Below are 26,679 nucleotides of genomic sequence, written 5' to 3' on the forward strand. Positions count from 1 at the left end.
CCATAATCGGAGGGGTCACGGCCGGAAGGATTCGGAAATTCCTCCGGAAGAAACATTGCGGAGATTCGGCCCCGTGGGAAAACGCGTCGGAATTACCAGGCTGGCCGATGTCACCGGCCTCGACCACGTGGGCCTGCCGGTCTGCCTCGCGCTGCGCCCCACCGCCCGCTCCCTGGTGACCAGCATCGGCAAGGGCCTCACGCCGGCCGCGGCCAGGGCCGGCGCGCTGATGGAGGCCGTCGAGACCTGGCACGCGGAGCACCTCACGCTGCCGACGCGGACCGGGACGTACGAGGAGATGGCCGATGCGGTACGGGCGGTGGACCCCACCCAACTCCCGCGCGCCTTCGGCGGGTCGGTCACGCGCGGGCAGTCCCGGCGCTGGCTGTGCGGCACGGACCTGGTCACCGGCGCCGACACCTGGGTCCCGTACGAGTCGGTGTCGATGAACTTCGTGGCCGACCAGCTCGGTGAACCCGGCCTCGCCCGCAACTCCAACGGGCTCGCCTCCGGCAACAGCCTCGAACAGGCGCTGCTGCACGGCCTGTGCGAGGTCGTGGAGCGGGACGCGGAGTCCCGCTGGCGGGCGGACTCGGCGTCGTACCGGATCCGCCTCGACACGGTGACCGGCCCCGCCTGCCGCAGGCTGATCGCCATGACCCGCGCGGCGGGCCTCGAACTCGCCGTCTGGGACGTCACCTCGCACACGGACGTGCCCTGTTACGGCTGTGTCGTGCTGGCCCCGCCCGACCGGCGGGACGTCCTCGACGCGGGCGTCCACGACGGCTTCGGCTGCCATCCCTCACCGGCGGCCGCGTTCGCCGGGGCGGTCAAGGAGGCGCTGCAGAAGCGGCTGACGTACATCGCGGGCAGCAGGGACGACCTGAGCCGCGAGGAACTGGAGCGGGTGCGGGCGCCGGAGCTGGTACGGGCCGTGTGGGACGAGCTTGGTGCGGAGCGGGAAGAGGTGGACTTCCGGGAGCGGGGGGAGCGGGGGGAGCTGTCGGCGGTGTCGGCGGAGGATGGGCTGGGGGCGGTGGTACGGGCGGTGACCGCGCACCCCCAACACACCGCCGTGGCCGTGGACTTGACCCGGCCGGACCTTGGAGTGCCGGTGGCGAAGGTGATCGTCACGGGGATGGAGGGGCCGTACGGGATGTGCGAGTCGGGGCTGGGCGGCGACCCGGTGGACGTGCCGTGAGCGCTGTCGTCGCCGAACCTGCCGCTCAGCGGCGGGACTTCCGGCGGATGTGGCTCGGGCAGAGTGTCAGCCTCGTCGGGGATCAGATCTCGCTCTTCGCCCTGCCCAGCCTCGCCATCCTCACGCTGCACGCCACCGCGCCGCAGGTGGGGGTGGTGCGGGCGATGGCCACCGTGGCGTTTCCGGCGCTGGGGCTGTTCGTCGGCGCGTTCATGGACCGGGTGCGCTGCCGCCCGTACATGATCGCGGCCGATCTGACCCGGCTGGCCCTCTTCACCGCCCTCGCCGCGCTCGCTCTCGCCGGCCGGCTCGACCTCTGGCTGCTCTACACCGTCGCCGCGCTGGTGAGCGTGTGCACGGTCGTCTTCGACGTCGGCTACCAGACCCATCTGCCCCGCCTGGTCGGCCGTGAGCTGCTGTCGCTGGGCAACGCCCGCCTGGAGATGTCGGCCAGCGTCGCCCGCGCCGGCGGCCCCGCGCTCGGCGGCGCGGTCACGCAGCTGCTCGGCCCCGCCCTCGCCGTCGCCGCCAACGCCGCGAGCTTCGTCGCCTCGGCGGCCGGGCTGCTCGCCATCCGGGCGCCCGAGTCCGCCGTACCCGATCCGGAACCGACCCCGTGGCGGCGGCAGATCCTCGACGGGGCGCGGTACATCTGGCGTACGCCGCTGCTGCGTTCGCTGTCGGCCGCGGCGGCGCTGCGCAACCTCAGCATGGCGATGGTCGACACGGTCCTGCTGCTGTTCCTGTACCGGGCGCTGGACCTGCCGCCCGCCCTGGCCGCGACCGTACTGACCGCGGGCGCGCTGGCCGCGGTGCTCGGCGCCGCCGCGAGCCGGGCGCTCGTCGAGCGGGCCGGGGTCGGGCCGGTGCTCCTGGCGACGGTCACGGAGGGCGTCGTGTGGACGGCGGCCCCGCTGGCCCTCCTCACCGAGTCCACGGCCGTGGTCGTCGCCGTCGCCTTCGTCTCCGCGCTCTGGCTGCCGGTGTGGAACATCAGCGTCACCACCCTGCGCCAGCTCATCACCCCGCCGCACCTGCTGGGCCGCGTCCACGCCACGGCCCGCACGGTCAACCTGTGCACGATCCCGCTGGGTTCGGTGGCAGGGGGCCTGCTGGCCGGCTGGGCCACCGCGCACTGGGGCGAACGCGCGGGCCTGGGCGGGGCGTTGGCGGTCGCGGGGTTGGTGACGACGACGGGACTGCCGTTCCTGCTGAGCGGAGAGGTACGGCAGCTGCGGCGGATGCCGGCTGTCGAGGAGGACGTATGCGCGAGTGACGTATGCGCGAAGGACGTACGCGAGAAGGGCACCCCCCTATGACCCCTGCCGTCGCCTTCGTCGAGTTGCTCCCTCCCGCTGCCCCGCCCAACCCCCACGCCAACGGCATCTCCGGGCTCCACGCCGCCCGTCGGCTCGGCCTCGCCACCACCGTCGTCACCGCGCACCGCGAGCGGCTCGAACCGTTTGTCGGGGAGCTCGTCGACAGCTGGATCGGCGCCGACACCCGCAGCGCGGACGCGGTCGTCGCGGCTCTCGCCGGGCGGCGGCCCGACGCGCTGGTCAGCTGGGTCGACCCCTTCGCCGGTGTCGCCCAGCAGGCGGCGACCCTGCTGCGCCTCGACACCGCCAACCCGGACTGGCCGGCGGGCGGCTGGAACGACAAGGCCGCCGTGCGGGCCCGTCTCGACGAGCACGGCGTGCCCAACGCCCGCTGGGCCGTCGTACCGCCGGGCCGCCCGGTCACCGAACTGCCCCTCCCCGCACCGCTCGTCGTCAAGCCCGTCGACGGCTTCTCCAGCCTCGACACCGTGCGCGCCACGACAGTGGACGACCTGCGCCGCGCGGTCGACGCGCACCGGCTGCGCGGCGGTTACGGCGACGGAGTCGTCCCGGCCGGCACGCTGCTGTGCGAACAGGAACTGCGCGGCCCGCTGGTCAGCGCCGAGGGCATGGTCGTCGACGGACGCCTGGAGATCTGGGGGCACAGCGACCGCACCCTGGGCCCACCCCCGTACTACGTCGAGACCAGCGTGGCCTTCGCCACCGACCCGCTCCACCCCGACCTGGACGACTACGCGGCGGCCGTCTGCAAGGCCCTCGGCTACCGCAACGGCCCCTTCCACTTTGAGGTCGTGCTCACCGGCTCGGGACCCGTGCTCGTCGAGATCAACACGCGGCTTGTCGGCGCCGGCATCCACCGCGCCATCGACCTCGCCACGGGAGTCTCCTGCGCCGAACAGGTCCTGCGCGCCCACCTCGGCCGGCCCCTCCTCACCGCGCGCACCCGTGGAGCGGCCTGCCTCTTCCACCTGACGGCCCCGGCCGACGGCCGCATCACCGCGATCACGGGAACGGAGGCGGCCCGCCGCGCCCCCGGAGTGCACGACGTGCTCAGCCGCGTGGCCGTCGGAGACCTGGTCACCACGACCGGCTCCAACACGGACCGCCTCTGCCACGTCCTGGCCACGGGCCGCACCCGCGAGGAGAGCCGCAGGGCAGCGGGGGCGGCGGCCGGGAACATCCGCATCGAGACCGCCCCGCACCGAAGCTGACCACCCCCTCACCGCCCCCAATGGTGTAGCCCGCTACACCGCGCCAACCACCCCCCGTCCCCTAGCGTGGCCGTATGCGAAAAACGTTGCGGCAGGCCGGGCGGGCCACGGGCCATCTCGTGCTGGCCGCGGCGATGGCCTTCGGTCTGTGGATCTTCGTCACCGTGCTGATCATCACGGCCGTCGGCACGCTCGCCGTGGTCGGCGCCTGGCTGCTGCCCGAGACGGTGCTGATCATCCGCCGCATCGCCGGCGCCAAGCGGGCGATGACGGCCTCCTGGACCGGCCAGAAGATCCCCGAGGCCTACCAGCCGCTCACCGGCACGGTCCGTGAGCGCATCCGCACGGCCGTCCGCGACCCCGGCACCTTCACCGACCTGCGCTGGATGGTCGCCGACTACTTCTACGGCGCCCTGCTCGTCCTCGCCCTGCCGCTGTGGCCGGTCGGCCTGGTCGTCGACGGCGTCTGGAGCGGCCTGCTGCGCCGTACCCCCGTCGTCCTCCCCCTCATCGTGCGGATCGCGGACCTGGAGGCCGACTGGTCCACCGCCCTGCTCAAGCCGTCCCCCAAGGCACAACTCGCCGCCCGCGTCGAGGAGTTGGCCGCCACCCGCGCCGACGCCATCTCGGCCCACGGCGCCGAGCTGCGCCGTATCGAACGCGATCTGCACGACGGCGCGCAGGCCAACCTCGTCGCCCTGTCGATGCGGATCGGCCTCGCCAAGCGGGCGTACGACCGCGACCCCGACACCGCCCGCAAGCTGCTCGACGAGGCCCAGGCGCAGGCCGAGCAGGCGCTGACCGAGCTGCGGAACGTCGTCCGCGGCATCCACCCACCGATCCTCACCGACCGCGGCCTGGTCGGCGCGGTGCGCGCGCTGGCCGCGAGCAGCGGGCTCAGGGTCTCCGTGGAGGTGGACCGGCTGGAGGAGGACGGGCTGCGCGCGCCGGCCGCGGTGGAGGCGGCCGCCTACTTCGTGGTCGCCGAGGCCCTCACCAACGCGGCCAAGTACAGCGGCTCACCGGTCGCCTCGGTCCAACTCGCCCGGCTCAAGCGGGGGTTGCGCGTCCGCGTGGCCGACGAGGGCAAGGGCGGCGCTGACGAGAAGGGCGGCTCGGGACTGCTCGGCATGCGGCGACGGGTCGCGGCGCTGGACGGCACCGTGGAGGTGACCAGTCCGGTGGGCGGTCCGACGGTGATCGACGTGATGCTTCCCTGCGTATGGTGAAGGTAAGAAGTCGACAGGATTGTTGACAATTCGCCCGTCTTCGCCGTACGTTCTCGACGGCGGCGTCCGTTCTTCCCGTCTGTCTGTTTCGGGCGCCGCCACTCACCGGCGCTGCCCGCGGTCAGCCCGCGTTGAGCTCCGTCAGCTCCCCCAGCGGCAGCGTGTGCTGCGTCTGCAGGACCTTCGCGCGCAGGTAGCGGACGTTGTGGGCGGTGGTGAACACGCCGGTCGGGACCCGGTCGCGGACCGCGATGCCGAGCCCGCGCAGCTGGCCGGCCTTGTCCGGGTTGTTGGACAGCAGGTCCAGCTCGTCGATGCCGAGGGACCGCAGCATCTGCGCCGCCGCCGTGTAGTCGCGGTCGTCCTCCGGCAGCCCGAGCGCCGCGTTCGCCTCGTACGTGTCGAGCCCCTGGTCCTGCAGGGCGTACGCGTCGAGCTTGTTGTAGAGACCGATGCCCCGGCCCTCCTGGCGCAGGTAGAGCAGGACGCCGCCGCGCTCGGCTATCCGCTCGACCGCCTCGCGCAGCTGGGGGCCGCAGTCGCAGCGGGCCGAGCCGAAGACGTCGCCGGTGAGGCACTCGGAGTGCAGCCGGACCAGCGGGGTGGTGCCGGGGGCGGGGTCGCCGAGGACGACGGCCACGTGCTCCTGGCCGTCGGTGAGGCCGTGGAAGGTGACCAGTTCGGCGTCGACGCTGTAGCCGTCCTGGAAGCGCAGCGGCACCCGGACGCGGGAGCGCTGGGTGGCGGCGGGGAAGTCGGGCATGCGGGTCTCCGGGGTCCGTGCGTATCTGCTTCAGTTTTGAAGCAGATCCATGATCCGTGACCCTACCTCATGCTTTAAATTTGAAGCAACAGGATTATGGTGCAGCTCACTCGCTCGCGGTGCCCGAGCACGGTGACGACGAGCGCCGCCGCCAGGGCACCTCGTCCGCGGACGGGCGGGTCTCGTCCGCCTCCAGCGCCTTCGTGACCTCGGTGAAGATCTCCTCCAGCTGCCCGACCTGCTCCTCGGTGAGGTGGTCGAAGAGGAAGGCCCGTACCGTCTCCACATGCCCCGGCGCCGTGCGCTCCAGCACCGCCATCCCCTCGTCGGTGAGGGCGGCGAAGCTGCTGCGCTTGTCCCAGTTGCAGTTCTCGCGCCGGATCAGCCCGTCCTTCTCCAGCCGGGTGACGGCGTACGTCAGCCGGCTGCGGGTGATCTTCGTCCGCTCGGCGAGATCGGTCATCCGCAGCCGGTGGTCGGGCTCGTCGGAGAGGTTGGCCAGGATGGAGTAGTACAGATGGGGCATGCCGGCGTCCTGCTGGAGCTGCCGGTCGAGCGCGTCCTCCAGGAGGTGCGCCGCGGCGATGTACGCGCGCCAGGCGCGCTGCTCCTCCGGAGTGAGCCAGCGAGTCGTCATGCCACCAGTGTAGGTTTGTTTCAAACTTGAACCAAGCCCCACCCGCCGAATGTGAGCGCGTCCGATGCCGTACCCGTACGTCCTGCTGTCCGCCGCCGTCTCCCTCGACGGCTACCTCGACGACACCGGCCCCGAGCGCCTGCTGCTCTCGTCCCCGGCCGACTTCGACCGCGTCGACGAGGTACGGGCCTCCGTCGACGCCATCCTCGTCGGCGCCGGCACCATCCGCGCCGACAACCCGCGGCTCCTGGTGAACTCACCCGAGCGCCGCGCCGCCCGCGTGGCCGCCGGACAGTCCGAGTACCCCCTCAAGGTCACGGTCAGCGGCTCCGGGGACCTCGACCCCACGGCGAAGTTCTGGCACACGGGCGGCGACAAGGTCGTCTATACGACGGACAAGGGCGCGGAGCGGTCCCGTGCCGCGGGCCTGGCGGCCGACGTGGTCCCCCTCGGCCCGGACCTCGACTGGCGCCGCCTCCTGGAGCACCTTCACGAGGTACGAGGAGTACGGCGCCTCATGGTCGAGGGCGGCGGCACGATCCACACCCAACTCCTCCAGCAGGGCCTGGCCGACGAACTCCAACTGGTCCTGGCCCCGCTGTTCGTCGGCGACCCGGACGCCCCCCGCCTGTTCGGCCCGGGCGGCTACCAGGAAGGCCGCCTGCGCCTCCTCGAAACCCGGCGGATCGAGGACGTGGTCCTGATGCGCTACGAGCCCACGGCCCCCGGCACGGGCGCCCTCCCCGCCGCCGCCGACCACCACTGGCTCTCCCTCGCCTGCGACCTCGCGGCCCTGTGCCCGCCCTCCCGGACCGCCTTCAGCGTCGGCGCGGTGATCGTCGCCGCCGACGGCACGGAACTGGCCCGCGGCCACTCCCGCGAGGACGACGACCCCGTGGTCCACGCCGAGGAGGCGGCCCTGGCCAAGCTCGACCCCACCGACCCACGCCTGCCCGGCGCGACGGTCTACAGCAGCCTGGAACCCTGCGCCCACCGAGCCTCCCGCCCCAAGCCGTGCGCCCGGCTGATCCTCGACGCGGGGGTACGCCGGGTGGTCACGTCCTGGCGCGAGCCGGACACGTTCGTGACGGCGGCGGACGGGAGCGGGCTGCTGGCGGCGGAGGGCGTCGGGGTGGTCGTACTCCCGGAGTACGAGGAGCGCGCGAAGGCACCGAACCGCCACCTGCTGGGCTGAGCGGCTCCCACTTCTCGGCGCCGGGTCCGTGCCCTTCAGCCCGTCCGGCGTTTGAGGACGAGGCCCCTTAAGGGCCGAAGCGGGGTCTGGGGGCGCAGCCCCCAGCACTCACGCCCGCGCCCCCACCCACCCGCACAGTCCAATCGGCCCAACCCAGCCTGCGCCCCCGCCCCGGAAGGGTCACGCTCATCGTGACCCGGCGTGGACATATGCGGAGGTAACACCCATGAGGCCAGCACCCATGAGGCCATTTCCCGGACGAGTGGCCGCACTTCTGCTCGTGCCCCTGCTCACCGCGGCCGTCGCATCCTGCGGCGCCACCGACGTCGGCTCCCGCACCATGGCCCGCGCGCTGCCCCCCGACGCCTCCTTCACCCACCCCGGCGTGCTCGTCGACAAGGCCCAGCTGGACGTCGTACGCAAGAACGTGAAGGCCGGGAAGCAGCCGTGGCTGAAGGCCTATCTGGGCATGCGGGACAGCAAGTACGGGTCGTACAAGTACACGCCGGAGCCGTACGAGCACGTCGACTGCCCCTGGGGCGCCCGGCCCGCGCACGGGTGTGTCGAGGAGCGGCAGGACGCCATCGCCGCCTACACCCAGGCCCTGCTCTACAGCGTCACCGGCAAGCAGCAGCACGCCCTCAAGGCCCGCGAGATCATGGACGCCTGGTCGGCGAAGATCAGGCGGCACACGGAGGAGGACGCGGGCTTGCAGACCGCGTGGGCCGGGTCCACCTGGGCGCGGGCCGCGGAGATCGTGCGGTACGCGCCGGGGGCCGGGTGGCCGGCGGACCGGGTCGCGCGGTTCGAGCGCATGCTGCGCACCGCCTACCAGCCCCAGGTCACCCAGAACCTCCCCGACTACAACGGCAACTGGGACCTCGCGATGACCGACGCGGCGATCGGCATCGCGGTCTTCAACAACGACCACAAGGCCTTCGACGCGGCCCTCAAGCGGTTCCGCAACCGCGTGCCCGCCTACTTCTACCTGGAGAAGGACGGCCAGGTGCCGCTCACCCCGGCCGGCTCCACGGTGAACACCCCGCAGAAGCTGACGACGTACTGGTTCAAGCAGACCCGCTTCAAGGACGGCCTCGCCCAGGAGACCTGCCGCAACTTCAAGCACGTCGGCTACTCCCTCGCCGCCACCGCCCACATCGCCGAGACCGCCTGGCACCAGGGCGTCGACCTGTACGGCGAGGTCAAGGACCGGCTGAAGGCCGCGCTCGACTTCCACGCCCGCTACCAGATGGGGGAGAACCCGCCGGCCTGGCTGTGCGGCGGCAAGGTCGACCGGAACATGGGCCCCGACCTGGAGGTGGCCCTCAACCACCTGGAGAACCGTCTCGACATGAAGGTCCCCTACGCCCACAAGCTCGCCGAGGAGACCCGCCCGGCCGGCACCGACGACCTCTTCGTCTCCTGGGAGACCCTGACCCACGCGAACAACCCCGGAGCGTGAAGACACTCAGGGAAGCCACTTGGGGAAAACACTCAGGGCCGGAATCCAGTGACTGGATTCCGGCCCTGAGCCTTGAGTAGCGGGGACAGGATTTGAACCTGCGACCTCTGGGTTATGAGCCCAGCGAGCTACCGAGCTGCTCCACCCCGCGTCGGTGTGTCACCAGCATACGCCATCCGCGGGACGCTCAGCACCACGGTTTACTTCCGCCCCTCCTCACCTGCGTCATTCGGTCGGCCCACACCACTCGCCGCCCGGCCCCGCTCCAGGAAGCCTGGACTTGTGGATCATGAGCGGCCGTACGCGAGCGCCGGCGGACGGCTGTCCCGGGACGCCGTCGCCTTCCTGCGTGTGCTGCCCGTGCTGCTGATCGCCGGGGGGATCCTGTACGACAGCCTCACCCCGAAGGACTTCACCGCCGCCCCCTTCTTCACGGCCGCCCCGCTCGTCGCAGCGCCCGTCCTCTCACTCGCCGCCACCGCGGTCACCGGTGCCATCGCCACCCTCGCCACCTACGGGGTCCACGTCCGCTTCGGCTGGGGGCCCGACGCCGACACGCTCACCGAGGCCGTCACCGTGGCCACGGTCGCCCTGCTCGCGGCCGGCATCAACCGGGTCGTGGCCCGCGGCGACGCGCGGCTCGCCTCCACCCGCGAGATCGCCGAGGCCGCCCAGCGCGCCGTACTGCCCGAACCCGCCGAGCGCATCGCCGGGTTCGACATCGCGGCACGCTACGAGGCGGCGCAGGCCGACGCGTTCATCGGCGGCGATCTGTACGCGGTGCAGGACACCCCGTACGGCGTCCGGCTCGTCGTCGGCGATGTGCGGGGCAAGGGGATGGGCGCGGTGGCCGCCGTCGCCGTCGTCATCGGGGCCTTCCGGGAGGCGGCCGAGCAGGAGGCGACCCTGGAGGCGGTCGCGGGGCGGCTGGAGCGGGCGCTGGCCCGCGAGGGCACCCGGCGCGCCGGGCTCGACGCCTTCGAGGGGTTCACCACCGCCGTACTCGCCGAACTCCCGCACGACGACGGGGTGTTGCGGATCGTCAACCGTGGCCACCCGCCCCCGCTGCTCCTGTGCCCCGACGGCACCGTACGCACCCTGCACCCGAGCGAGCCCGCGCTGCCGCTCGGCATGGGCGAGCTGGGCGCCTGGCCCGACCGCGCCGAGGAGACGAAGTTCCCCGGCGGAGCCACCCTGCTGCTTTACACGGACGGGCTGTCCGAGGCGCGCGACGGACAGGGCGAGTTCTACGACCCCGCGGCCCGGCTCGCCGGCCGGGTCTTCCGCGAACCCGGCGTACTGCTCGACACCCTCGCGCGCGGGGTGCGCCGGCACACCGGGGACGGCACCACGGACGACATGGCGCTGCTCGCCGTACGCAGGCCGTGACTCTCTGCATAACAACTGACATACCGTCAATGCCTGTGAAGATCCTGAGGGCGGGTCAACTCGCCCGTTTTTCGCCGTCCATGGGCCCTACGTCCAGCCAGGATTCGTTAATGATCAAGCCGAACAGCTTGGAAACGACCCCCCGGGTCTATTAACGTTCGATAACGCAGCGCGGTCGTCCCAGCCGTCACAAGAGGCGGCTCCGTGCGCACGCGCCGAATCCCGCAAGGGAACCGGGGAACCACCACCCTGGGGTGAATCGCGCGGAGACCGCCGTGGACCCACGGCAGGTTTACGCGCGTAGGAGACCTTCCTGCTCCGAACCCGTCAGCTAACCCGGTAGGCGAGAAGGAAGGAAAGGAGCACGCCCACGTGGCGTCCAACCCGCCTGCCCCGGCAGCCCCGTTCGTGCCGAGCACCGAGCCTTTCGGCTTCGCCGGCCCCCGCACCGAAGAGGGCCAGTGGGAGGAGTGGAACCCCACCGCGGACTCCATCGCTCCGGTACGCGGCCGGCACCGTGTCGCCAAGCAGCGCGGCGGGGGACTCGCCCGCAGCTCCACGGTTCTCGGCGTCGGCGTCATAGCCGCCGTCGGCGCGGGCGGCATGGCCAGCGCCAACACCGGGAAGCCGCCGGTCTCCATCTCCATGCCCGATCTGCCCTCCGTCGGCGCCGTGTTCGGCGGCTCCTCCGAGGCACCCAAGGGCTCCGCGACCGCGCTCAGCTCCGTCGGCGTGACCACCGAGGACACCACGCAGGGCGCCCGGGACGCGGGCGAGGCGCTGCGCGACCGGATCATGGCGCAGGCCGAGTCGCAGCAGGTCCAGGTCGACAGCAAGGCCCAGTCCGCCACCGAGGCGGCGCTCGCCAGGCAGATCGACGACGCGGCCGCCAAGGCCGAGCAGGACGCGGCGGCCAAGGCCAAGGCCGCCAAGGCGAAGGCGGAGGCGGCGGCCGAGAAGGCGGCCGAGGCCGCGAAGCTCGCCGAGCTGGCCAAGCAGTACAAGCTGCCGGTCGTGTCCTACACGATCACCGGCACCTTCGGACAGGCCGGCTCCATGTGGTCCTCCGGCTACCACACGGGCCTCGACTTCGCCGCCCCGACGGGCACGCTCATCAAGGCGATCCACTCCGGCACCGTCACGGAGGCCGGCTGGGCGGGGTCGTACGGCTACCGCACGATCATCACGCTCGACGACGGTACGGAGCTGTGGTTCTGCCACCAGTCGTCGATCAGCGTGAGCGTCGGGCAGAAGGTCGCCACGGGTGACGTCATCGGCCGCGTGGGCGCGACGGGCAACGTGACCGGGCCGCACCTGCACCTGGAGGTCCACCCGAACGGCCAGTCCGACGGCATCGACCCGATGACGTGGCTGCGCAGCAAGGGCCTGAACCCGTAACGCTCCGGTGTTGTTTACACGATGTTTGCGGGTGACCCGGAAGGCCGGGCTCCAGGGCGGGCGTTGACGCTGAACATGACTGCCACTCCTTCTCCTTCCCTGCGCAAGCTCGGCTCCTCCGACCTGGAGGTCTTCCCGCTCTGCCTCGGCGGCAACGTCTTCGGCTGGACCGCCGACGAGGCGACGTCCTTCGCCGTCCTGGACGCGTACGCGGCCGCGGGCGGCAACTTCGTGGACACCGCCGACGGCTACTCGGCCTGGGTGCCCGGCAACAAGGGCGGCGAGTCCGAGACGATCATCGGCAAGTGGGTCAAGGCCCGCGGCAACCGGTCCGACGTCGTCATCGCGACCAAGGTGAGCCAGCACCCGGAGTACCAGGGCCTGTCCGCGGCCAACATCAAGGCCGCCGCCGACGCGTCCCTGCGCCGCCTCGGCACCGACTACATCGACCTCTACTACACCCACTTCGACAAGCCCGAGGTGCCGGTCGAGGAGATCATCGGCGCGCTGGACGAGCTGGTGCGGGCGGGCAAGGTGCGCAACATCGCCGCGTCCAACATCTCGGCGGAGCGGCTGCGGGCGTCGCTGGAGTTCTCCGACCGCGAGGGCCTGGCCAAGTACGTGGCTCTCCAGCCGCACTACAACCTGGTCTCCCGCGACACGTACGAGGGCGACCTCCAGGACCTCGCCGCGCAGTACGGCCTCGCGGCGGTCCCGTACTACGCGCTGGCGGCGGGCTTCCTGACGGGCAAGTACCGCCCCGGTACGAAGGTGGACAGCGTGAGGGCGGCGGGCGCGTCGAAGCACGCGGACTCGGAACGGGGGCAGCGCGTCCTGACGGCCCTGGACGAAATCGCGGAAACCCGCGGGGTCCCGATCCCGACGGTGGCCCTGTCGTGGCTGGCAGCCCAGCCGACAGTAGCGTCCCCGATCGCATCGGCCCGCACGCTGGAGCAACTCCCGGCACTACTGGGGGTGGCGGACCTGACCCTGACGACTGCGGAACTCACACGACTGACGCAGGCGTCGGCCTGACGATCGACCGGACTCTTTTTCTGCCGGTCCTGATCCTCCGTCGGCTTCTTCTTTCCGCCGCAACGGCGTCCAGCCACGCCGGCGTTCCCCGGCGGTGCCGACCCCTCCGCAACCCCTACGACCGATACGGGTTGTACGAGGGATACGGCCCCGCCGGCCCCGTCGGATACCCGTAGCCGTACCCGTACGCCCCGTACACCGGCCAAGGCGGCGCAGCCACCGGCACAGGCGGCGCAGTCACCCGCGCCGCATAGTCCAGCGCCGGCCGAGCCACCTCCCGCCGCAGCCACAGCTCGTTCAGCAACTCCCGCTCCCGCAGGGCGAAATCCGCCCCGCCCCGCCCCCGCCGCCCCCGATGCCGCAGAAACGCCAGCGACGTCGCGTACGCCTCGTACTCCGTCACCGCCCGCCCCGCCGGCTTCCCGAAGTGGTGCACGGCATAGTCCCGGGCCAGCCGCCGCGCCCGCATCGACCCCAGCGCGAACGGCTCCGTCGGCGCCAGCCACCCGGCCACGGCATACGCGGGCAGCTCCTCCCGCACGGTCCGCAGCTCCCGCTGCCGCGTCCAGATCACCAGCCAGGTCAGCAGCCCGAACGCCGGCACCATGAACGCCGCGTACACCCCGAAGAACCCGAACTCCCCGAAGGACGAAGACCCGTTCCAGATCGCGTGCATGCCCATCGCCAGCAGCAGCCCGGCGAGCGGCACGAGCACGCGCCCCACGTGACGCCGGTCGGAGGCCATCGCAGCGGCGAGCCCGAAGCCGATCCCTGTGAGGACGGTGAAGAGGGGATGCGCGAAGGGCGACATGATCACGCGCACGAAGAAGGTCGCCGCGGTGACGGAGGCGATGCCGCGGTCGCCGGTGAGCTGGTCGGTCCCGAACGCGGTGCCGAGGTAGAGGATGTTCTCGGTGAACGCGAACCCCGTGGCGGTGACCCCGGCTATCACCACCCCGTCGACGATCCCGGTGAAGTCCCGTCTGCGGAACAGGAACACGAGCAGTACGGCCGCGGCCTTGGCGGACTCCTCGACGATCGGCGCTATGACCGTCGCGCCGAGCGTGTCCGCGCTGGACGGATCCGCCGTCGCCGTAGCTATCCATCTGGTCGCGAAACTGTTGGCGACGATCGCTATCAGCGCCGCCGCGCAGGCCCCCCAGGCGAAGGAGAACAGCAGGTTCCGCCAGGGACCGGGAGCGACCCGGTCGAGCCAGCGGAACGCGGCTATGAGCAGCGGTACGGGCAGTACGGCGAGGCCGAGCCCGACCAGGAACCCCTCGGTGCCGGTCTGTTGGCGCACCAGGGCGAGGATGACCAGCCCGGAGAGCGCCAGCAGGGTGCAGAGCGCGCCGTACCGCACCCACCTGCGCTGCCACCAGTGCACCCGCCCGAGCGCACCGCCGAGCGGACCGCCGGGCTGCGGCGGCCGGTTCGGGTACGGCGGGTACTGGGGACACGTGGCCACGGCATTGACCCTAACGAGCGAGGGCGCCGCCCGCGACGGTGCATCGGGCTGCCCGAGGGGCTTTCAGGCGCCTGTGGGGGGCTGGTTGTGATGCTGTACGCGACGGAAGAGCAGGTCGTTCACGACATGTCCTTTGTCCAGTCCCTGCCCCTCGAAACGGGTCAGCGGCCGGAACTGCGGACGCGGCGCAAAACCGCCGCCGGGCTGCGTGTTCTCGAAGTCCGGATGCGCGGTGAGCACTTCGAGCATCTGTTCGGCGTACGGCTCCCAGTCGGTCGCGCAGTGCACCAGGCCGCCGGGCCGGATGCGAGCCGCGGCCAGGTCCAGGAACTCGGGCTGGATGAGCCGGCGCTTGTGGTGCCGCTTCTTGGGCCAGGGGTCGGGGAAGTAGACGCGCAGGCCGTCGAGCGAGTCCGGCCGGAGCATCTCGCGCAGCAGGATGATGGCGTCCCCGTTGCCCACCCGGACGTTCGGTAGCCCGCTCTGGTCGGCGAGGTTGAGCAGATTGCCCTGTCCCGGCGTGTGTACGTCCACGGCGAGGATGTTGGTGTCAGGTTCGGCGGCGGCCATTTGCGCGGTCGCCTCGCCCATGCCGAACCCGATCTCCAGCACCACGGGGTTGGCGTTGCCGAAGAGCTCGCCGAGGTCGATGACCTGCTGCCCGTCGATGTCCAGCCCCCACTTGGGCCACAGCCGCTGCAACGCGTCCGCCTGCCCCGCGGTCACCCGACTCCGCCGCGGCTGAAAACTCCGGATCCGCCGCTCGAAGTGCGACCCCGCGGGATCGGCCTTGGGCCCGTCGGGGAACCGGGGCTCACCCTTGGCCCGGGTGTGCCGGACGGACACGCCGGGCGTGTGCGGATGCTGGGCACCGGGCTCGCCGGCTTGCCCGCCGGGGGCGTGATCGGCGGGCTGGGGAGCTTCGGGGGCGTTGAGGGAGTCAGACACAGTGAGTCGATTTTACGGGGGTGCAGTCAAGATCAGCCCAACACCGACGTCGGCCCACCCCTCACACCGCCCCCAGCATCGCCAACGCTCTCCCCGCCACCTCCCGCCCGATCGGCAGCGAGGCCGTCGCCGCGGGCGAAGGCGCGTTCAGCACATGCACAGCACGCGCCCCCTCCTTGATCAGGAAGTCGTCCACCAGCGTCCCGTCCCGCAGCACCGCCTGCGCCCGCACCCCCGCAGCCGTCGGCACCAGGTCCTCCACCGTCGCCGCCGGCAGCAGCCGCCGTACCGCCGTCGTGAACGCCGCCTTGGACACCGAGCGCCGCAGCTCACCGGCCCCGTACCGCCAGTGCCGCCGGGCTATCCGCCACGACCCCGGCCAGGCCAGCGTCGCACCGAGCTCCCGCGGCCGTACGACCGCCCAGCCGTACCCCTCACGGGCCAGCGCCGGCACCGCGTTCGGTCCGATGTGGACGCCGCCGTCGATCCCGCGTGTGAGGTGCACCCCGAGGAACGGGAACGCCGGATCCGGCACCGGATACACCAGGCCCCGCACCAGCTCGGGCCGCGCCAGCGAGTAGTACTCCCCGCGGAAGGGCACGATCCGCATCTCCGGGTCGTCCCCGGTCAGCCGGGCCACCTCGTCGCAGTGCAGCCCGGCGCAGTTCACCAGCACGCGCGCGCGTACGACGTCGCCGGTGGTCGTGCGGACGGCGACCCCGAGCTCCGGGCGCCGGTCGATCCGCTCGACCCGGGCCCCGTACCGGATCTCCGCGCCCGAGGCGTCCGCCAGCTGCCGGGCGACCCCGACGAAGTCGCAGATCCCGGTGGTCCCGACGTGTATCGCCGCGAGCCCGCGCACCTCCGGCTCGTACTCCGCGATCTGGGAGCCGCTCAGCTCCCGTACCGGAATGCCGTTCTCCCGGCCACGCTGCACCAGGCCGTGCAGCCGGGGCAGCTCGGAGCGCTCGGTGGCGACGATCAGCTTGCCGGTGACGGCGTGCGCGATGCCGTACTCCGCGCAGAACTTGACCATCTCGGCGGCCCCGCGCACGGCGAAGCGGGCCTTGAGCGAGCCGGGCCGGTAGTAGATCCCGCTGTGGATGACCCCGCTGTTGCGCCCCGTCTGGTGCCGGGCGGGACCGGCCTCCTTCTCCAGGACGGTCACCCGCGTTCCCGGCGCGGCACGCGTGATCGCATACGCCGTCGACAGCCCGACGATCCCACCCCCGACCACCAGCACGTCGCAGTCGTAAGCGATCTCCGGTCGCACCTGCACCACCTCCCACTACCGATAGTGCACTGCGCCACTGACAGTCACTTCAAACCCGGTGAATCGGAGGTGGTCACCACTCACGCGGGAGCCATCAGCAGGGGGCGGGCCCGCTCGCGCAGTTCCACCACCCGTGGCTCGTCGCCGTACGGCTCCAAACGGTGCAGCAGGTCCTTCACGTACTCGGTGGTGCGGGCCGAGGAAATGCGCCCCGCGACCTCCACCGCCCGCACGCCCTGCTCGCACGCCGCGTCGAGATTGCCCGACTCGAGCTCCGCGACCGCCGATACGACGAGCCGCAGCCCGTGCGACCGTACGAACTCCTCCGTCGGCTTCGACAGCGCCTGCTCGGTGAAGCGGCGGACCTGGCGCGGTGCCTTGAGGTCCCGGTAGCACTCGGCGGCGTCCGCGGCGAAGCGGTCGTAGGAGTAGAAGCCGAGCCAGGACGGGTCGTTGTCGCCCTCCCTGGACCGCTCCAGCCAGCCCTCGGCCGCCTTGAGCGCCGCTCCCGCGGCCTGTGCGTCACCCGCGCGTGCGTGCGCGCGTGCCTCGACCAGCCGGAAGAAGCTCATGGTGCGGGCGGTCGCAAGGCCCCGGTTGCGCTCCAGCGCGGCCTGCGCGAGATCGACGCCCTCGTCGCCGAAGCCTCTGTAGGTCGCCTGGAGGGACATGGACGCCAGCACATAGCCGCCCAGCGGCACGTCGGCCGCCGCGCGGGCGAGCCGCAGCGCCTGGATGTAGTACCGCTGCGCGGCCTCCTGCTGCCCGGTGTCGAAGGCCATCCAGCCCGCGAGCCGGGTGAGTTCGGCGCTCGCGCCGAACAGGGCACGGCCCACCTCGTCCGAGTACGAGCCGAGCAGCAGCGGTGCCGCCTCCACCCGTAAACACTCGGGCACCATGGACGAACGCCAGTCGCCGCCTCCGTACTTGGAGTCCCAGCGCCTGGCGTCCTCGGCGGCCTCCCGCAGCTTCTGCACATCGCTGTGGCCGACTTTGAGCGGTGCGCCGGACTCCTCCGCGGAGTGCGCCTCGCGCGCGACCGAGCTGTCGGCCGGGGTTATCAGCCACCGTGAGGCGGGCGTTGCGTACGCGCTTACTGCGAATGATCCGGCCAGCGACTGCCAGATGCCACCGGAGCCGGCCCGGCGCCCGGCGAGGTCGAGACGGTAGAGCTCCGTCGCCGACTTCACCGCCTGTCCTACGTCCCTGGGGAAGGCGAGGCCCACTTCGGGCGCGGGATCCGCGTCCGCCAGGCCGATCTCGTGGAGCGGCACCGGGCGGCCGAGCTTCTGGCCGATCGCGGCGGCGATGAGGTGCGGCGCGGCGCCCTGCGGCACCATGCCCTTCGACACCCAGCGCGCCACCGAGGTCTTGTCGTAGCGAAGAGTCAACCCGCGTTGAGCGCCAAGATCGTTGACGCGACGCGCGAGTCCTGCGTTGCTGATTCCCGCGAGGGCGAGAACGGCGCCGAGCTTTTCGTTCGGCCCGCGTTGCTCCCTGGACATTGCGCCACCCCTCGACACAGACGGCTGCCGCGCTGGCATAACCACGCGGCATTCGTAAACCCAGCGTAGTTCGCCGCATCCCAAGCGTTAAGAGGCTTTATTCCGGATGGCGGGATTGTGGTCCGTACTGAAGTACGGGTCCGATACGCGCAGTTGCGTCGTGCTCCCGCTGTGTGGCCGTGCGCCCGTGCGTGCGCTCTTCTCCGGCCAGTGGGGGAGCGGTTCCATGGACCGTGCGTGGGTCGGCCCGCTGTACTGGATCCAGTGGGCTGGGGGACACCGCCGCCTCCATCCCCGCGGGCGGCGGAACGGTCCGGGAGGTGAACTCCACCTCCCGGGCTGCGCACCGGAGAACGCGGTGCGCAGAGCCTGCACGGAGCGTGTGCACACCTGTCCCCGCACCGCCGATTTGGCTGAAAATCGACCCCGCCTCCCCTGGGTAAATAAGCCTCCCACCATGGGACTTGAGGGCGTGAAGGGCGTTTTCGGGGCGCATAGCGGGGGCGCATTCGCGTCGCAGCGGCCTTGTCCCGTACGGCCGTTCGCACCTCGTCCGTCCCCTCGGAAGGGGGAGCGCCCCGGCGCGTTCCGGGGATCGCGAGCGGCTCCACGGCCCCTCCACGCGCGCGTTCTTCGTGGCAGCATGGTGAACCGGTTCGTGCGGTGCACTGGTTGTCCACAGCCTGTGGAGGCGGCGATGCGGTGGTTGGTGGGTTGGAGCAGCACCGCCCCTGTGGCCGCCGGCATCGGCTCCGCGGGGGCCACCGGAAGCGACGGCGAGACCGTGCACCCGGTGGGTTCCCAACTCCTGTGGGGCGACCCGGATCCGCTGTGGGCGGTCGGCGACTGGCGCCCCGACGAGGTGCGGGTGGTGAAGGCCGACGCCCAGAACCGGATCGCGGTCCTGGGCACGTGCGGCGCCTCCGACGAGGAGCTGAGGGTCGGTCTGTTCGCCGCGCGCGGGGGCGCCCTGCGCCATCTGACGGCCTGGGCGGGCAGTTACACGGCCGTGGTCCAGGTCGGCCGCCGCATCACCGTGTGCGGCGATCTGGCGGGCGCGCGCCCGGTGTTCTACACCCCCTGGGCCGGCGGCACCGCCTACTCGACCGCCGCGCTCCCCCTCGCCGACCTCATCGAGGCCAACCTCGACTTCGGCCACCTGGCGGCTCTGCTGGCCGCCCCCGACGTCCCGGCCGCCCTGCACGACTCCACCCCGTACGACGGCGTACGGCGCATTCCGCCGGGGCACGCGCTGATCCTGCGCGCCGGGGCGCGCGAGATCGCCGGGTACGAGCCGGTCGCCTCCCTCGCGGTGGCGGCGCCCTCGGCCGACCCGGACAGCGCGGTGGACGCCGTACGCGACGCACTGGTCGACGCGGTACGCGCGCGCTTGTCGGCGCCGCGGCACGTCCCGGGGGTCGACATGGACCCCGGCCCGGTCCCCGGCATGGGACCCGCCGAACGCCGTGCCGCGCGCGGGATGCCGGTCGCCGGAATCGGCGCGGACCTGTCCGGCGGCCCGGCGTCGGGGACGCTCGCGCTCCTGGCGGCGGGCCTCCCGGGCATGCCGGGCACGGTCCTCGGACACGGCACGGGCGCGGGCGAGCGCCTCCTGGCGGTGACCTTCAACGACCTGGCGGTAGGCGGCCGCGAGGCGGAACTGGAACGCGCGGGCACCCTCGCCGCCAACCCCCGCCTGCACCACGTGGTCGTCACCGGCGGCGAGGAGACCCTCCCGTACGCCGACCTGGACGGCCCGCTGACGGACGAACCGGGCCAGTCCCTCGTCACGGCCGCCCGTCACCGCGCCCGCCTGGCCGCCGGCAGCGCGGACCACTTCACGGGCTACGGCGCCCGCCAGGTCCTGGACGCGCACCCGGCCCGGCTCGCCGATCTCCTGATGGACCGCAAACGCCGCCACCTGGTCCGCCCGGTGGCCGCGCTCACGAAGGCGGACGGCTCGGTGCTCGTCCCCGCGCGCGTGTACGGCGCGGCCCGCCGACTGGCCCGCACCCCCTACCGCACAGGCCTGGAAGCCCTCGCCGACCGCCTCCTCGACCGCCGCTTCGACGAGCCCGGAGGCGCGGTCGGGGCGTCCCTGTCCGCCCTCACATGGGCCAGACCGGGCCCCGCGGCCCGCTGGCTGACCGGCGAGGCGCTAGCTGAAGTATCGGTTCGCCTACAGGCGTCCACGCACCGCTCGGGCGTCGGCCCCGGCCAGCGCCCCGGCGACTATCGCGCGCGTGCCGCTCTCGCCCGCCATGCGGCAGACCTCCGAGTCCTCGAACAGGCGGCCGAGATCCGCTCCCAGCGCCTGCACGCCCCCTTCCTCGACAACCAGGTCGTCCGCGCCTGCCGCGAACTCCCGGAGGCCCTGCGCGTCCAGCCAGGCGCCCGCGCGGCGATCCTCCGTACGGTCCTGGAGGGCGCCGGCGTGAGCGACCTCCCGCCCGGCTGGGGCGCCCCCTCCCACGCCCCGGCGGCGGTGGCGGCCCGCACGGGCATCCGCGTCGCCGCGGACTCCCTGATGGCCCTCTTCGGCACACCCCTCCTCGCGGAGGCGGGCCTGGTCGAGGCAAGGGTCGTCCGCAAGGCCCTCCGAGCAGCGGCCCAGGGCGAACCCCTCCCCCTGGACGGCCTGGCGGACCTGGTCTCCCTGGAACTCTGGCTGCGCCGCCTGCTGGCCCGCCGAGGCACCTGCTGGACGGGCACGCCCGCGCGCCAGCGCGCGGTACCGGCGGGGATCACGCCCATGAGAGGGGCGCTCGCTTCGGGGGGAGGGCGAGGCTGAGGTATTTCAGCCCGTCTGGGGTGCCCCCTCTGGGGGAGTTTTGAGGACGAGGCCGTTCAGGCCGACGGGGGCCCAGGCCGACGGGGGTCCAGGGGGGCGGAGCCCCCTGGTGGGGTCGAAGGGGCGAAGCCCCTGGGGATGGGACGGGTAAGGGCGGCGGGGGCGAAAACATCCCGCCGCACATCCTGACGGCCTCGCCTCACATCCCCACCGATCACAAAACGCCATGCCTCCACCCCGCACCCCCGGCGACAATGACCCGGTGCGGTACAGAATCCTGGGCGTCACCCAGGCCGAGGACGACAACGGCAGCCCCATACCCGTCCCCGGCCCGCGTCTGCGCGCCCTGCTGACCGCCCTCGCCCTGCGCCCCGGCCGCCTCACCACGCCCGACACCCTGATCGGCGACGTCTGGGCGGACACCCCGCCGCACGACGCCCCCGCCGCCCTCCAGGCCCTCGTCGGCCGCCTCCGCCGTGCCCTCGGCAAAGACGCCATCACCTCCGACCCGGGCGGCTACCTCCTCGCGGCCACCGAGAACGACGTGGACCTGTACGTCTTCGAACGCCTCGCCCGCCAGGGCACCGCGGCGCTGAACCAGGGAGACCCCGACCGGGCCGCCCGCACCCTGGACGAGGCCCTCGCCCTCTGGCGCGGCCCCGCCCTCGCCGACCTCCCCGACCGCACCGCCGCGACCCGCCCCGAGGCCCTCCACCTGGAGGCGACCCGCGCCCGGATCGACGCCGACCTGCGCCTGGGCCGCGCCCACACCGTCGTGCCGCACCTGAAGGAACTCACCGCGGCGCACCCGTACGACGAAACCCTGCACGCCCTCCTGATCCGCGCCCTGCGCGACACGGGCCGCGGCGCGGACGCGCTGGCCGCGTACGAAAGCGCCCGCCGGGCCCTGGCCGACGACCTGGGCACCGACCCGGGCCCCCAACTCCGCGCCCTGCACACGGAACTGCTCGCGGGGACGCCGGCGCCCGCGCGGCCGACAACGCCCCGACCGGCCCCGAGGGAAGCCCCGCGACCCGACTCGCCCCCCACGGCCCCGGCGGTCCCCGAGCGCACCGAGCCCACCGAGGTCGCCTCCAGGTCCGCCGCCCCCGCCCCGCAGCCACCGCCCCGCACCGGCAACCTCCGTCCGCGCCTTACCTCTTTCGTGGGCCGGGAACCCGAGATCGCCGCCATCCGTTCCGAATTGCACAGGGCTCGTCTCGTCACCCTCACCGGACCGGGCGGCTCTGGAAAGACCCGCCTCGCCGAGGAAGCCGCCGCCGGGCTCCCGCAGGCGTGGCTGGTCGAGCTGGCGCCGCTCGACCGGCCGGAGGCGGTGCCCGGCGCGGTGGTCAGCGCGCTCGGTCTGCGCGAGACCGTGCTCATGACCACTGAGCTGACCGCCCCGCAGGACGACCCGCTCGCCCTGCTCGTCGAGTACTGCGCCCCGCGCAGCCAACTCCTGATCCTTGACAACTGCGAACACGTCATCGAAGCGGCCGCCGCGCTCGCCGAGACGCTCCTCACCCGCTGCCCGGGCCTCACGATCCTCGCCACCAGCCGTGAACCCCTGGGCATCCAGGGCGAGTCGGTGCGCCCGGTCGAGCCCCTCGTCCCCGAGCAGGCGCTCCGCCTCTTCGAGGAGCGCGCATCCGCCGTCCGCCCCGACACGGACGCCCTGCTCGGCGACCGCGAGGCCGTGGCGGAGATCTGCCGCCGTCTGGACGGCCTGCCGCTCGCCATCGAACTGGCCGCGGCCCGGCTCCGGCTGCTCACACCCCGCCAGATCGCCGACCGCCTAGACGACCGCTTCCGCCTCCTCACCTCCGGGAGCCGCACGGTCCTGCCCCGCCAGCAGACCCTGCGCGCGGTCGTCGACTGGTCCTGGGACCTGCTCGACGAGCAGGAGCGGACGCTGCTGCGCGAGGCGTCCGTCTTCGCGGGCGGCTGGGACCTCGCGGCGGCGGAGGCCGTGTGCGGCGGCCCCGCGGCCGACCTCGTCGGGGCGCTCGTCGACAAGTCCCTGATCGTTGCCGCACCGCACGGGCAGGACGGCTCCGGCGAGGGCGGCGGCATGCGCTACCGCATGCTGGAGACGATCCACGAGTACGCCGTGGAGCGCGCCGCCGAGGTCCCCGAGCTGCGCGCCGAGGCCGAGCGGCGGCACCGCGCGTGGGTGCGCGCGCTGGTTGAGGAGGCCGAGCCGCTGCTGCGCTCCGAACGCCAACTCCCGTGGATCGCCCGTCTGGAGACCGAGCTGGACAACATCCGCGCGGCCCTCCACCGAGCCCTCACCGCCGGCGAGGAGCCGGAGGCCGGCGCGATCGCCCTGGCCATGGGCTGGTTCTGGTGGCTGCGCAACTACCGCCACGAGGGGGCGGCCTGGGTGGACCAGGTCCTGCGCCTGGGCACGGTCCTGGACAACAGCTCCGGCGACGACCACGCCGACTTGCCCGCCCCCGATCCTCTTGCTGCCACGGAGCAGGTGGACCAAACGGACCCCCTCGCCGCCCTGGAGCACGTGGACCCCGTCGCCGCCTACCTCTCCACCCCGGACGGCGAGTTGCACCACCCCCTGCACGGCCTCCGCATGGACCTCCGGATGCTGCACGTCTTCCTCCAGGCCGAGGTCGAGCCGATGGACGCTCTCTTCGACGAGCGGGCGCGCGAGTACGTCGCGCGGGTGCGCGAGCACTACCAGCGCGGCGGCCCGGCCGCGGCCCGCTTCCCGGGTCTCCTGTGGCCGATGACCGCGTACATCCTCAGCAACTCGGAGGATGTCGCGGCCATGATGGAGATCGCCGTCGGCCACTGCCGTGCGCACGGCGACGACTGGGCGGTCGGCGTCACCCTGATGTTCCGGACCCACATGGTCGTCGACTCGCCGGGCGGCATGCCGGGCATCGACGAGGACCTCGCCGAGCTCGGGGTGCTCAGCCGCAGGGTCGGCGACCGCTGGATGGGCGCCCAGGTGCGCAGCGCGGCCGGCGAGGCGAACCTGGCCCGCGGGCGGTACGCGCAGGCCAAGGTCGAGTACGAGGAGGCGCTGCGCCTGGCCTACGAGGTGGGGGCGTACGCCGAGACGCCGTTCCTGATCGCCAGGCTCGCGGAGTACTCGTACCGCATGGGCGACCGCGCCACCGCGCTGGCCGCGCTGGACGAGGCGTCGGCCGCGGCGGACCGCTACGGCGTGGCGGACTCCCGGGCGTTCGTGCTGCTGATGCGGGCCCAGCTGGCGCTGGACGAGAAGGACACCGTCCGCGCGCGCGAACTGTGCGAGGGGGCCCGCGGGGAGATCGGGCGCGGCACACCGCCACCCCAGTTCCTGGTGATGCTGAGCGCGATCGAGGCGTTGGTGACGGTCACCGAGTCGGGCCCGGAGCACGGCCTGCCGAGGCTGACCGACACCGTGCGCGAGGCGGTGGAGCGGCGCTGCGCGGACGCGGTCACGTCGGCGCTGGTGGACATGACGGCGACGGTGCTGTCCGAACTCGGCGACCACGCGCGCGTGGCCCGTCTGCTCGCGGCCGCCGACCGCCGCCGCGGCGACAATCCGCGCCCGATGCCGGACGGCGTCAAGGCCGAGCGCGCCGAGGCGGCCGCCCGCGCGGCGCTGGGCGCGGACGGCTGGGCGGCCGAGTACGGCAGGGGCACCGCCCTCACCACGGACGAGCTGCTCGACGAACTCGCCAGGGCCGGGCTCGCCCACCTGAAGTCCCCTACGAGCAGGTGAACTTCGACTCCGCCCAGTCCGCGAGGGTCAGCGAGTCGAAGCTGCTGTGGGGTTCGACGACCAGCCGTACGGTCTTGTGCCCGGCGAGGTTCACATGGACGGGGACCGCCGGGTCGCCGCCCTCGACCAGGCCGGACTTCCACAGCCGGGTGCCGTCGGCGTAGACGGAGAAGTAGACCTTGCCGAGGCCGAGGGTGGAGTCGTCGATGCCGACGGAGGCGTCGTAGGCGGTGCAGCTGCGGTTGAGGTCGATGGTCACGGAGGACTGGCCGTGCACGGTCACGCCGTGCGTGTACTGCTTGCCGCCGATGAAGAGGCCGTAGCGCTGCCACACCCAGCTGCTCTCGCGGAGCCGCATCTCGGGCTTGGTGCCGTCGCCGCTGACGTCGTAGGACAGCTCGCTCCACTGGTAGGCGGTGGGGGCGGGCGGGGGAGTGGGCGTCGGGGTGGGCGTGGGTGTCGGCCTGGGCGTCGGCTTCGGTTTCGGGGTGGGCGTCGGCGTCGGGGTCGGCGTGGGCTTCGGCCGGGGCGTGGGGGTCGGCGTCGGCGTGGGGGTGGGCGCGGCCGCGATCACCGGGGGAGCGGGCTCGGGCTGCTTCTTCGGCGGCGCGGGCGTCGGCGACTCGGGCCGCACGACCGGCGAGGAGACCGGCGGCTTGGCGTCCGGCTTCCGGTGCGGCTGGGGGTCGCCGGCCAGCGCGAGGGCGACCGCGACGCCCGCCACGGCGACGACACCGGCCGCGATGCCGGCCTTCACCGGCGCGCCCAGCCCCTCGGAGGCGGCCGCACCGCCCCCGGCGCTCGCCCCGCCCGACGAGCCGCCGGCCGCTGCGGCGGCACCCGCGGCGCCCGCCGCACCGGCCCCGGCGCCGCCGGCGATGAGCGCGGCGACCTTGGCGTACCCGGCGGCGCCGAACCAGCCGATGACCGCGATCGGCACGGCGGCCGGGATGCCGCTGGCGACTTCCTTGATCTGGCCCGCGGCCAGCCGGCACTTGGCGCACTCCTCCAGGTGCTTGCGCAGTCCCCGTTCGGCACGGGTGCGCAGGCCGCCGCGGGCGTAGGCGCCGAGCCGGTCGGCGTAGCGGGCGCACTCCTCGTCGGTGGCGAGGCTCGCGCTGACGTGGGCCTGGAGGTAGGCCTGCTTGAGGCCCTCGCGGGCGCGGCTGGCGAGCACGCGCGTGCCGTTGGCGTCGAGCCCGAACAGCGTGGCGACCTCGCTGGGCGACTCGTCCTCGACCTCGGTGTGCCACAGCACGGCCTGCCAGCGCTCGGGCAGCGAGCGGAAGGCCTGCATGGCCATGGACTGCTCGGCCTCGTGCATCGCGCGCACGTCGGCGCCGAGGTCCAGACCCGCTCCGAAGGAGCTGATGGATGCAGTGTCGTCCGACACCTCGGACGACCGGGAGGCCTGCGCGGCGAACACCGCGAAGTCGTCGACCAGTTGCTCCCGCTTCGCGGACTTCGTCCAGTTCGCGGCGACCCGGCGGACGGTGGTGAGCAGATAGGCGCGTACGGCGTGCTCGGGACCGTGGCCGCCGCGCACCGCCTGCAGCATGCGGGCGAAGACCTCGGCGGTGAGGTCGTCCGCGGTGTGGCCGTCGCGGCAGCAGGTGCGGGCGTAGCGGCGCACGGCGTCGGCGTGGCGCCGGTACAGCTCCTCGTAGGCCGTGTCGTCGCCCGCGCGCATCCGCTCGATCAGATCGGCGTCGGACGGCGGCAGCTCGCGGGGTGGCGGCAGGAGGCCGCCGTCCTCCCGCCGGTCGCGCTGGGCGGGGACGCTGCCCTCGACGGGCTCGCCGGCCTGGGCCGGGATGGAGGCCCGTCCCCCCTGGAGCGGCACCTGCGGCGTGCCGACGTCCTCCGGGTCGCCGTCCCCCGGTGACCCGTCCCCGTCCCGCCCGTCAACACTCATCGCGGAAAGCCCCCGCCGCCTGCTCTGCCCGTCCCGAACACCGGGTCAGAGTGCCATATTGGCTTTTGTTCAGGACCCCTGGAGTGCGATCGATCCACTCGTCCGTGGGGACTTGCCGCAACGCAGTACTAGCCCTCACCCATTCGGGGAAGGCTCAATTGACGTCTGCCGAACGGAAGTTGGCCA

The 26,679-nt window shown here is 72.8% G+C and carries 18 protein-coding genes, 1 tRNA gene and 1 riboswitch; of the genes, 11 read left to right on the forward strand and 8 right to left on the reverse strand.

Annotated features, from left to right (window positions below; genetic code table 11):
- Positions 1–55: 55 nt before the first annotated feature.
- The 4 genes from ABZ848_RS24615 (at position 56) to ABZ848_RS24630 (ending at position 4,981) form a co-directional block, all read left to right on the forward strand.
- Positions 56–1,201 (forward strand): YcaO-like family protein, encoded by a 1,146-nt coding sequence (locus tag ABZ848_RS24615; RefSeq protein ID WP_360835152.1) that lies wholly within the window; start codon positions 56–58, stop codon positions 1,199–1,201.
- Positions 1,198–2,520: an MFS transporter gene (locus ABZ848_RS24620; RefSeq protein WP_360835154.1), complete on the forward strand. Its 1,323-nt coding sequence runs from the start codon at positions 1,198–1,200 to the stop codon at positions 2,518–2,520. The genes ABZ848_RS24615 and ABZ848_RS24620 overlap by 4 nt, the downstream gene beginning before the upstream one ends.
- A complete protein-coding gene (locus ABZ848_RS24625; protein WP_360835156.1) occupies positions 2,517–3,752 on the forward strand; it encodes an ATP-grasp domain-containing protein in 1,236 nt (411 codons plus the stop codon). The genes ABZ848_RS24620 and ABZ848_RS24625 overlap by 4 nt, the downstream gene beginning before the upstream one ends.
- Before the next feature lie 74 nt (positions 3,753–3,826).
- On the forward strand, positions 3,827–4,981 hold the full coding sequence (locus ABZ848_RS24630) for a histidine kinase (RefSeq protein WP_360835158.1): 1,155 nt from the start codon (positions 3,827–3,829) through the stop codon (positions 4,979–4,981).
- 121 nt (positions 4,982–5,102) lie between these two features.
- On the opposite strand, the gene ribA is transcribed toward ABZ848_RS24630, so the two are convergent.
- Together ribA and ABZ848_RS24640 are read right to left on the reverse strand one after the other, a co-directional pair.
- Positions 5,103–5,744: a GTP cyclohydrolase II gene (gene ribA, locus ABZ848_RS24635; RefSeq protein WP_360835160.1), complete on the reverse strand. Its 642-nt coding sequence runs from the start codon at positions 5,742–5,744 to the stop codon at positions 5,103–5,105.
- 106 nt (positions 5,745–5,850) lie between these two features.
- Positions 5,851–6,381 carry a MarR family transcriptional regulator gene (locus ABZ848_RS24640; protein WP_360835162.1) on the reverse strand — a complete coding sequence of 177 codons (531 nt, stop codon included), beginning with the start codon at positions 6,379–6,381 and terminating at the stop codon, positions 5,851–5,853.
- A gap of 64 nt (positions 6,382–6,445) precedes the next feature.
- Here ABZ848_RS24640 and ABZ848_RS24645 point away from each other — a divergent pair, with 64 nt between their 5' ends.
- Together ABZ848_RS24645 and ABZ848_RS24650 are read left to right on the forward strand one after the other, a co-directional pair.
- On the forward strand, positions 6,446–7,576 hold the full coding sequence (locus ABZ848_RS24645) for a dihydrofolate reductase family protein (protein WP_360835164.1): 1,131 nt from the start codon (positions 6,446–6,448) through the stop codon (positions 7,574–7,576).
- A 340-nt stretch (positions 7,577–7,916) separates the two neighbouring features.
- Positions 7,917–9,038, forward strand: coding sequence for an alginate lyase family protein (locus tag ABZ848_RS24650; protein ID WP_360835224.1), 1,122 nt, complete (start codon positions 7,917–7,919; stop codon positions 9,036–9,038).
- A 77-nt stretch (positions 9,039–9,115) separates the two neighbouring features.
- On the opposite strand, the gene ABZ848_RS24655 is transcribed toward ABZ848_RS24650, so the two are convergent.
- Positions 9,116–9,189: transfer RNA gene (locus tag ABZ848_RS24655), tRNA-Met, on the reverse strand.
- Between the two features lie 131 nt (positions 9,190–9,320).
- Here ABZ848_RS24655 and ABZ848_RS24660 point away from each other — a divergent pair.
- The 3 genes from ABZ848_RS24660 to ABZ848_RS24670 all read left to right on the forward strand — a co-directional run bounded on the left by ABZ848_RS24660 (position 9,321) and on the right by ABZ848_RS24670 (position 12,860).
- Positions 9,321–10,427, forward strand: a complete 1,107-nt coding sequence (locus tag ABZ848_RS24660) for a PP2C family protein-serine/threonine phosphatase (RefSeq protein WP_360835166.1) — start codon at positions 9,321–9,323, stop codon at positions 10,425–10,427.
- A 203-nt stretch (positions 10,428–10,630) separates the two neighbouring features.
- A riboswitch (cyclic di-AMP (ydaO/yuaA leader) is annotated at positions 10,631–10,788 on the forward strand.
- A gap of 11 nt (positions 10,789–10,799) precedes the next feature.
- On the forward strand, positions 10,800–11,825 hold the full coding sequence (locus ABZ848_RS24665) for a M23 family metallopeptidase (protein ID WP_360835168.1): 1,026 nt from the start codon (positions 10,800–10,802) through the stop codon (positions 11,823–11,825).
- Between the two features lie 75 nt (positions 11,826–11,900).
- Positions 11,901–12,860, forward strand: coding sequence for an aldo/keto reductase (locus ABZ848_RS24670; RefSeq protein WP_360835170.1), 960 nt, complete (start codon positions 11,901–11,903; stop codon positions 12,858–12,860).
- Between the two features lie 115 nt (positions 12,861–12,975).
- Here ABZ848_RS24670 and ABZ848_RS24675 read toward each other — a convergent pair whose 3' ends face one another.
- The 4 genes from ABZ848_RS24675 to ABZ848_RS24690 form a co-directional block, all read right to left on the reverse strand.
- Complete coding sequence (locus ABZ848_RS24675; RefSeq protein ID WP_360835172.1) at positions 12,976–14,328, reverse strand: PrsW family intramembrane metalloprotease; 1,353 nt, start codon at positions 14,326–14,328, stop codon at positions 12,976–12,978.
- A 63-nt stretch (positions 14,329–14,391) separates the two neighbouring features.
- The gene (gene trmB, locus ABZ848_RS24680) at positions 14,392–15,174 is read right to left on the reverse strand and encodes a tRNA (guanosine(46)-N7)-methyltransferase TrmB (RefSeq protein WP_360835226.1); all 783 of its coding nucleotides are present in this window, start codon (positions 15,172–15,174) and stop codon (positions 14,392–14,394) included.
- 163 nt (positions 15,175–15,337) lie between these two features.
- Positions 15,338–16,558: an L-2-hydroxyglutarate oxidase gene (lhgO, locus tag ABZ848_RS24685; protein WP_360835174.1), complete on the reverse strand. Its 1,221-nt coding sequence runs from the start codon at positions 16,556–16,558 to the stop codon at positions 15,338–15,340.
- A 71-nt stretch (positions 16,559–16,629) separates the two neighbouring features.
- A complete protein-coding gene (locus tag ABZ848_RS24690; protein ID WP_242767860.1) occupies positions 16,630–18,054 on the reverse strand; it encodes an MFS transporter in 1,425 nt (474 codons plus the stop codon).
- 697 nt (positions 18,055–18,751) lie between these two features.
- Here ABZ848_RS24690 and ABZ848_RS24695 point away from each other — a divergent pair.
- Complete coding sequence (locus tag ABZ848_RS24695) at positions 18,752–20,845, forward strand: asparagine synthase-related protein (RefSeq protein ID WP_360835176.1); 2,094 nt, start codon at positions 18,752–18,754, stop codon at positions 20,843–20,845.
- Positions 20,846–21,071: 226 nt separating this feature from the next.
- Positions 21,072–24,578 (forward strand): BTAD domain-containing putative transcriptional regulator, encoded by a 3,507-nt coding sequence (locus ABZ848_RS24700; RefSeq protein WP_360835178.1) that lies wholly within the window; start codon positions 21,072–21,074, stop codon positions 24,576–24,578.
- Here the strand turns inward: ABZ848_RS24700 and ABZ848_RS24705 are convergent.
- Positions 24,565–26,493, reverse strand: coding sequence for a sigma-70 family RNA polymerase sigma factor (locus tag ABZ848_RS24705; protein WP_360835180.1), 1,929 nt, complete (start codon positions 26,491–26,493; stop codon positions 24,565–24,567). The two genes, ABZ848_RS24700 and ABZ848_RS24705, sit on opposite strands and share 14 nt — an antisense overlap.
- Between the last annotated feature and the right edge of the window lie 186 nt (positions 26,494–26,679).

This window comes from Streptomyces sp. NPDC047081 (genome assembly GCF_040643775.1).
In the GTDB taxonomy this organism is placed as follows: Bacteria; Actinomycetota; Actinomycetes; order Streptomycetales; family Streptomycetaceae; genus Streptomyces.

What these genes read in the sequence shown, in the direction of transcription:
- ABZ848_RS24640 (WP_360835162.1), bottom strand. Translation starts at nt 6,381, where the DNA reads ATGACGACTCGCTGGCTCACTCCGGAGGAGCAGCGCGCCTGGCGCGCG.
- ABZ848_RS24630 (WP_360835158.1), top strand. Translation starts at nt 3,827, where the DNA reads ATGCGAAAAACGTTGCGGCAGGCCGGGCGGGCCACGGGCCATCTCGTG.
- ABZ848_RS24645 (WP_360835164.1), top strand. Translation starts at nt 6,446, where the DNA reads ATGCCGTACCCGTACGTCCTGCTGTCCGCCGCCGTCTCCCTCGACGGC.
- ABZ848_RS24695 (WP_360835176.1), top strand. Translation starts at nt 18,752, where the DNA reads ATGCGGTGGTTGGTGGGTTGGAGCAGCACCGCCCCTGTGGCCGCCGGC.
- ABZ848_RS24625 (WP_360835156.1), top strand. Translation starts at nt 2,517, where the DNA reads ATGACCCCTGCCGTCGCCTTCGTCGAGTTGCTCCCTCCCGCTGCCCCG.
- ABZ848_RS24705 (WP_360835180.1), bottom strand. Translation starts at nt 26,493, where the DNA reads ATGAGTGTTGACGGGCGGGACGGGGACGGGTCACCGGGGGACGGCGAC.
- ABZ848_RS24670 (WP_360835170.1), top strand. Translation starts at nt 11,901, where the DNA reads ATGACTGCCACTCCTTCTCCTTCCCTGCGCAAGCTCGGCTCCTCCGAC.
- ABZ848_RS24650 (WP_360835224.1), top strand. Translation starts at nt 7,917, where the DNA reads ATGGCCCGCGCGCTGCCCCCCGACGCCTCCTTCACCCACCCCGGCGTG.
- ABZ848_RS24690 (WP_242767860.1), bottom strand. Translation starts at nt 18,054, where the DNA reads ATGTCCAGGGAGCAACGCGGGCCGAACGAAAAGCTCGGCGCCGTTCTC.
- ribA (WP_360835160.1), bottom strand. Translation starts at nt 5,744, where the DNA reads ATGCCCGACTTCCCCGCCGCCACCCAGCGCTCCCGCGTCCGGGTGCCG.
- ABZ848_RS24700 (WP_360835178.1), top strand. Translation starts at nt 21,072, where the DNA reads ATGCCTCCACCCCGCACCCCCGGCGACAATGACCCGGTGCGGTACAGA.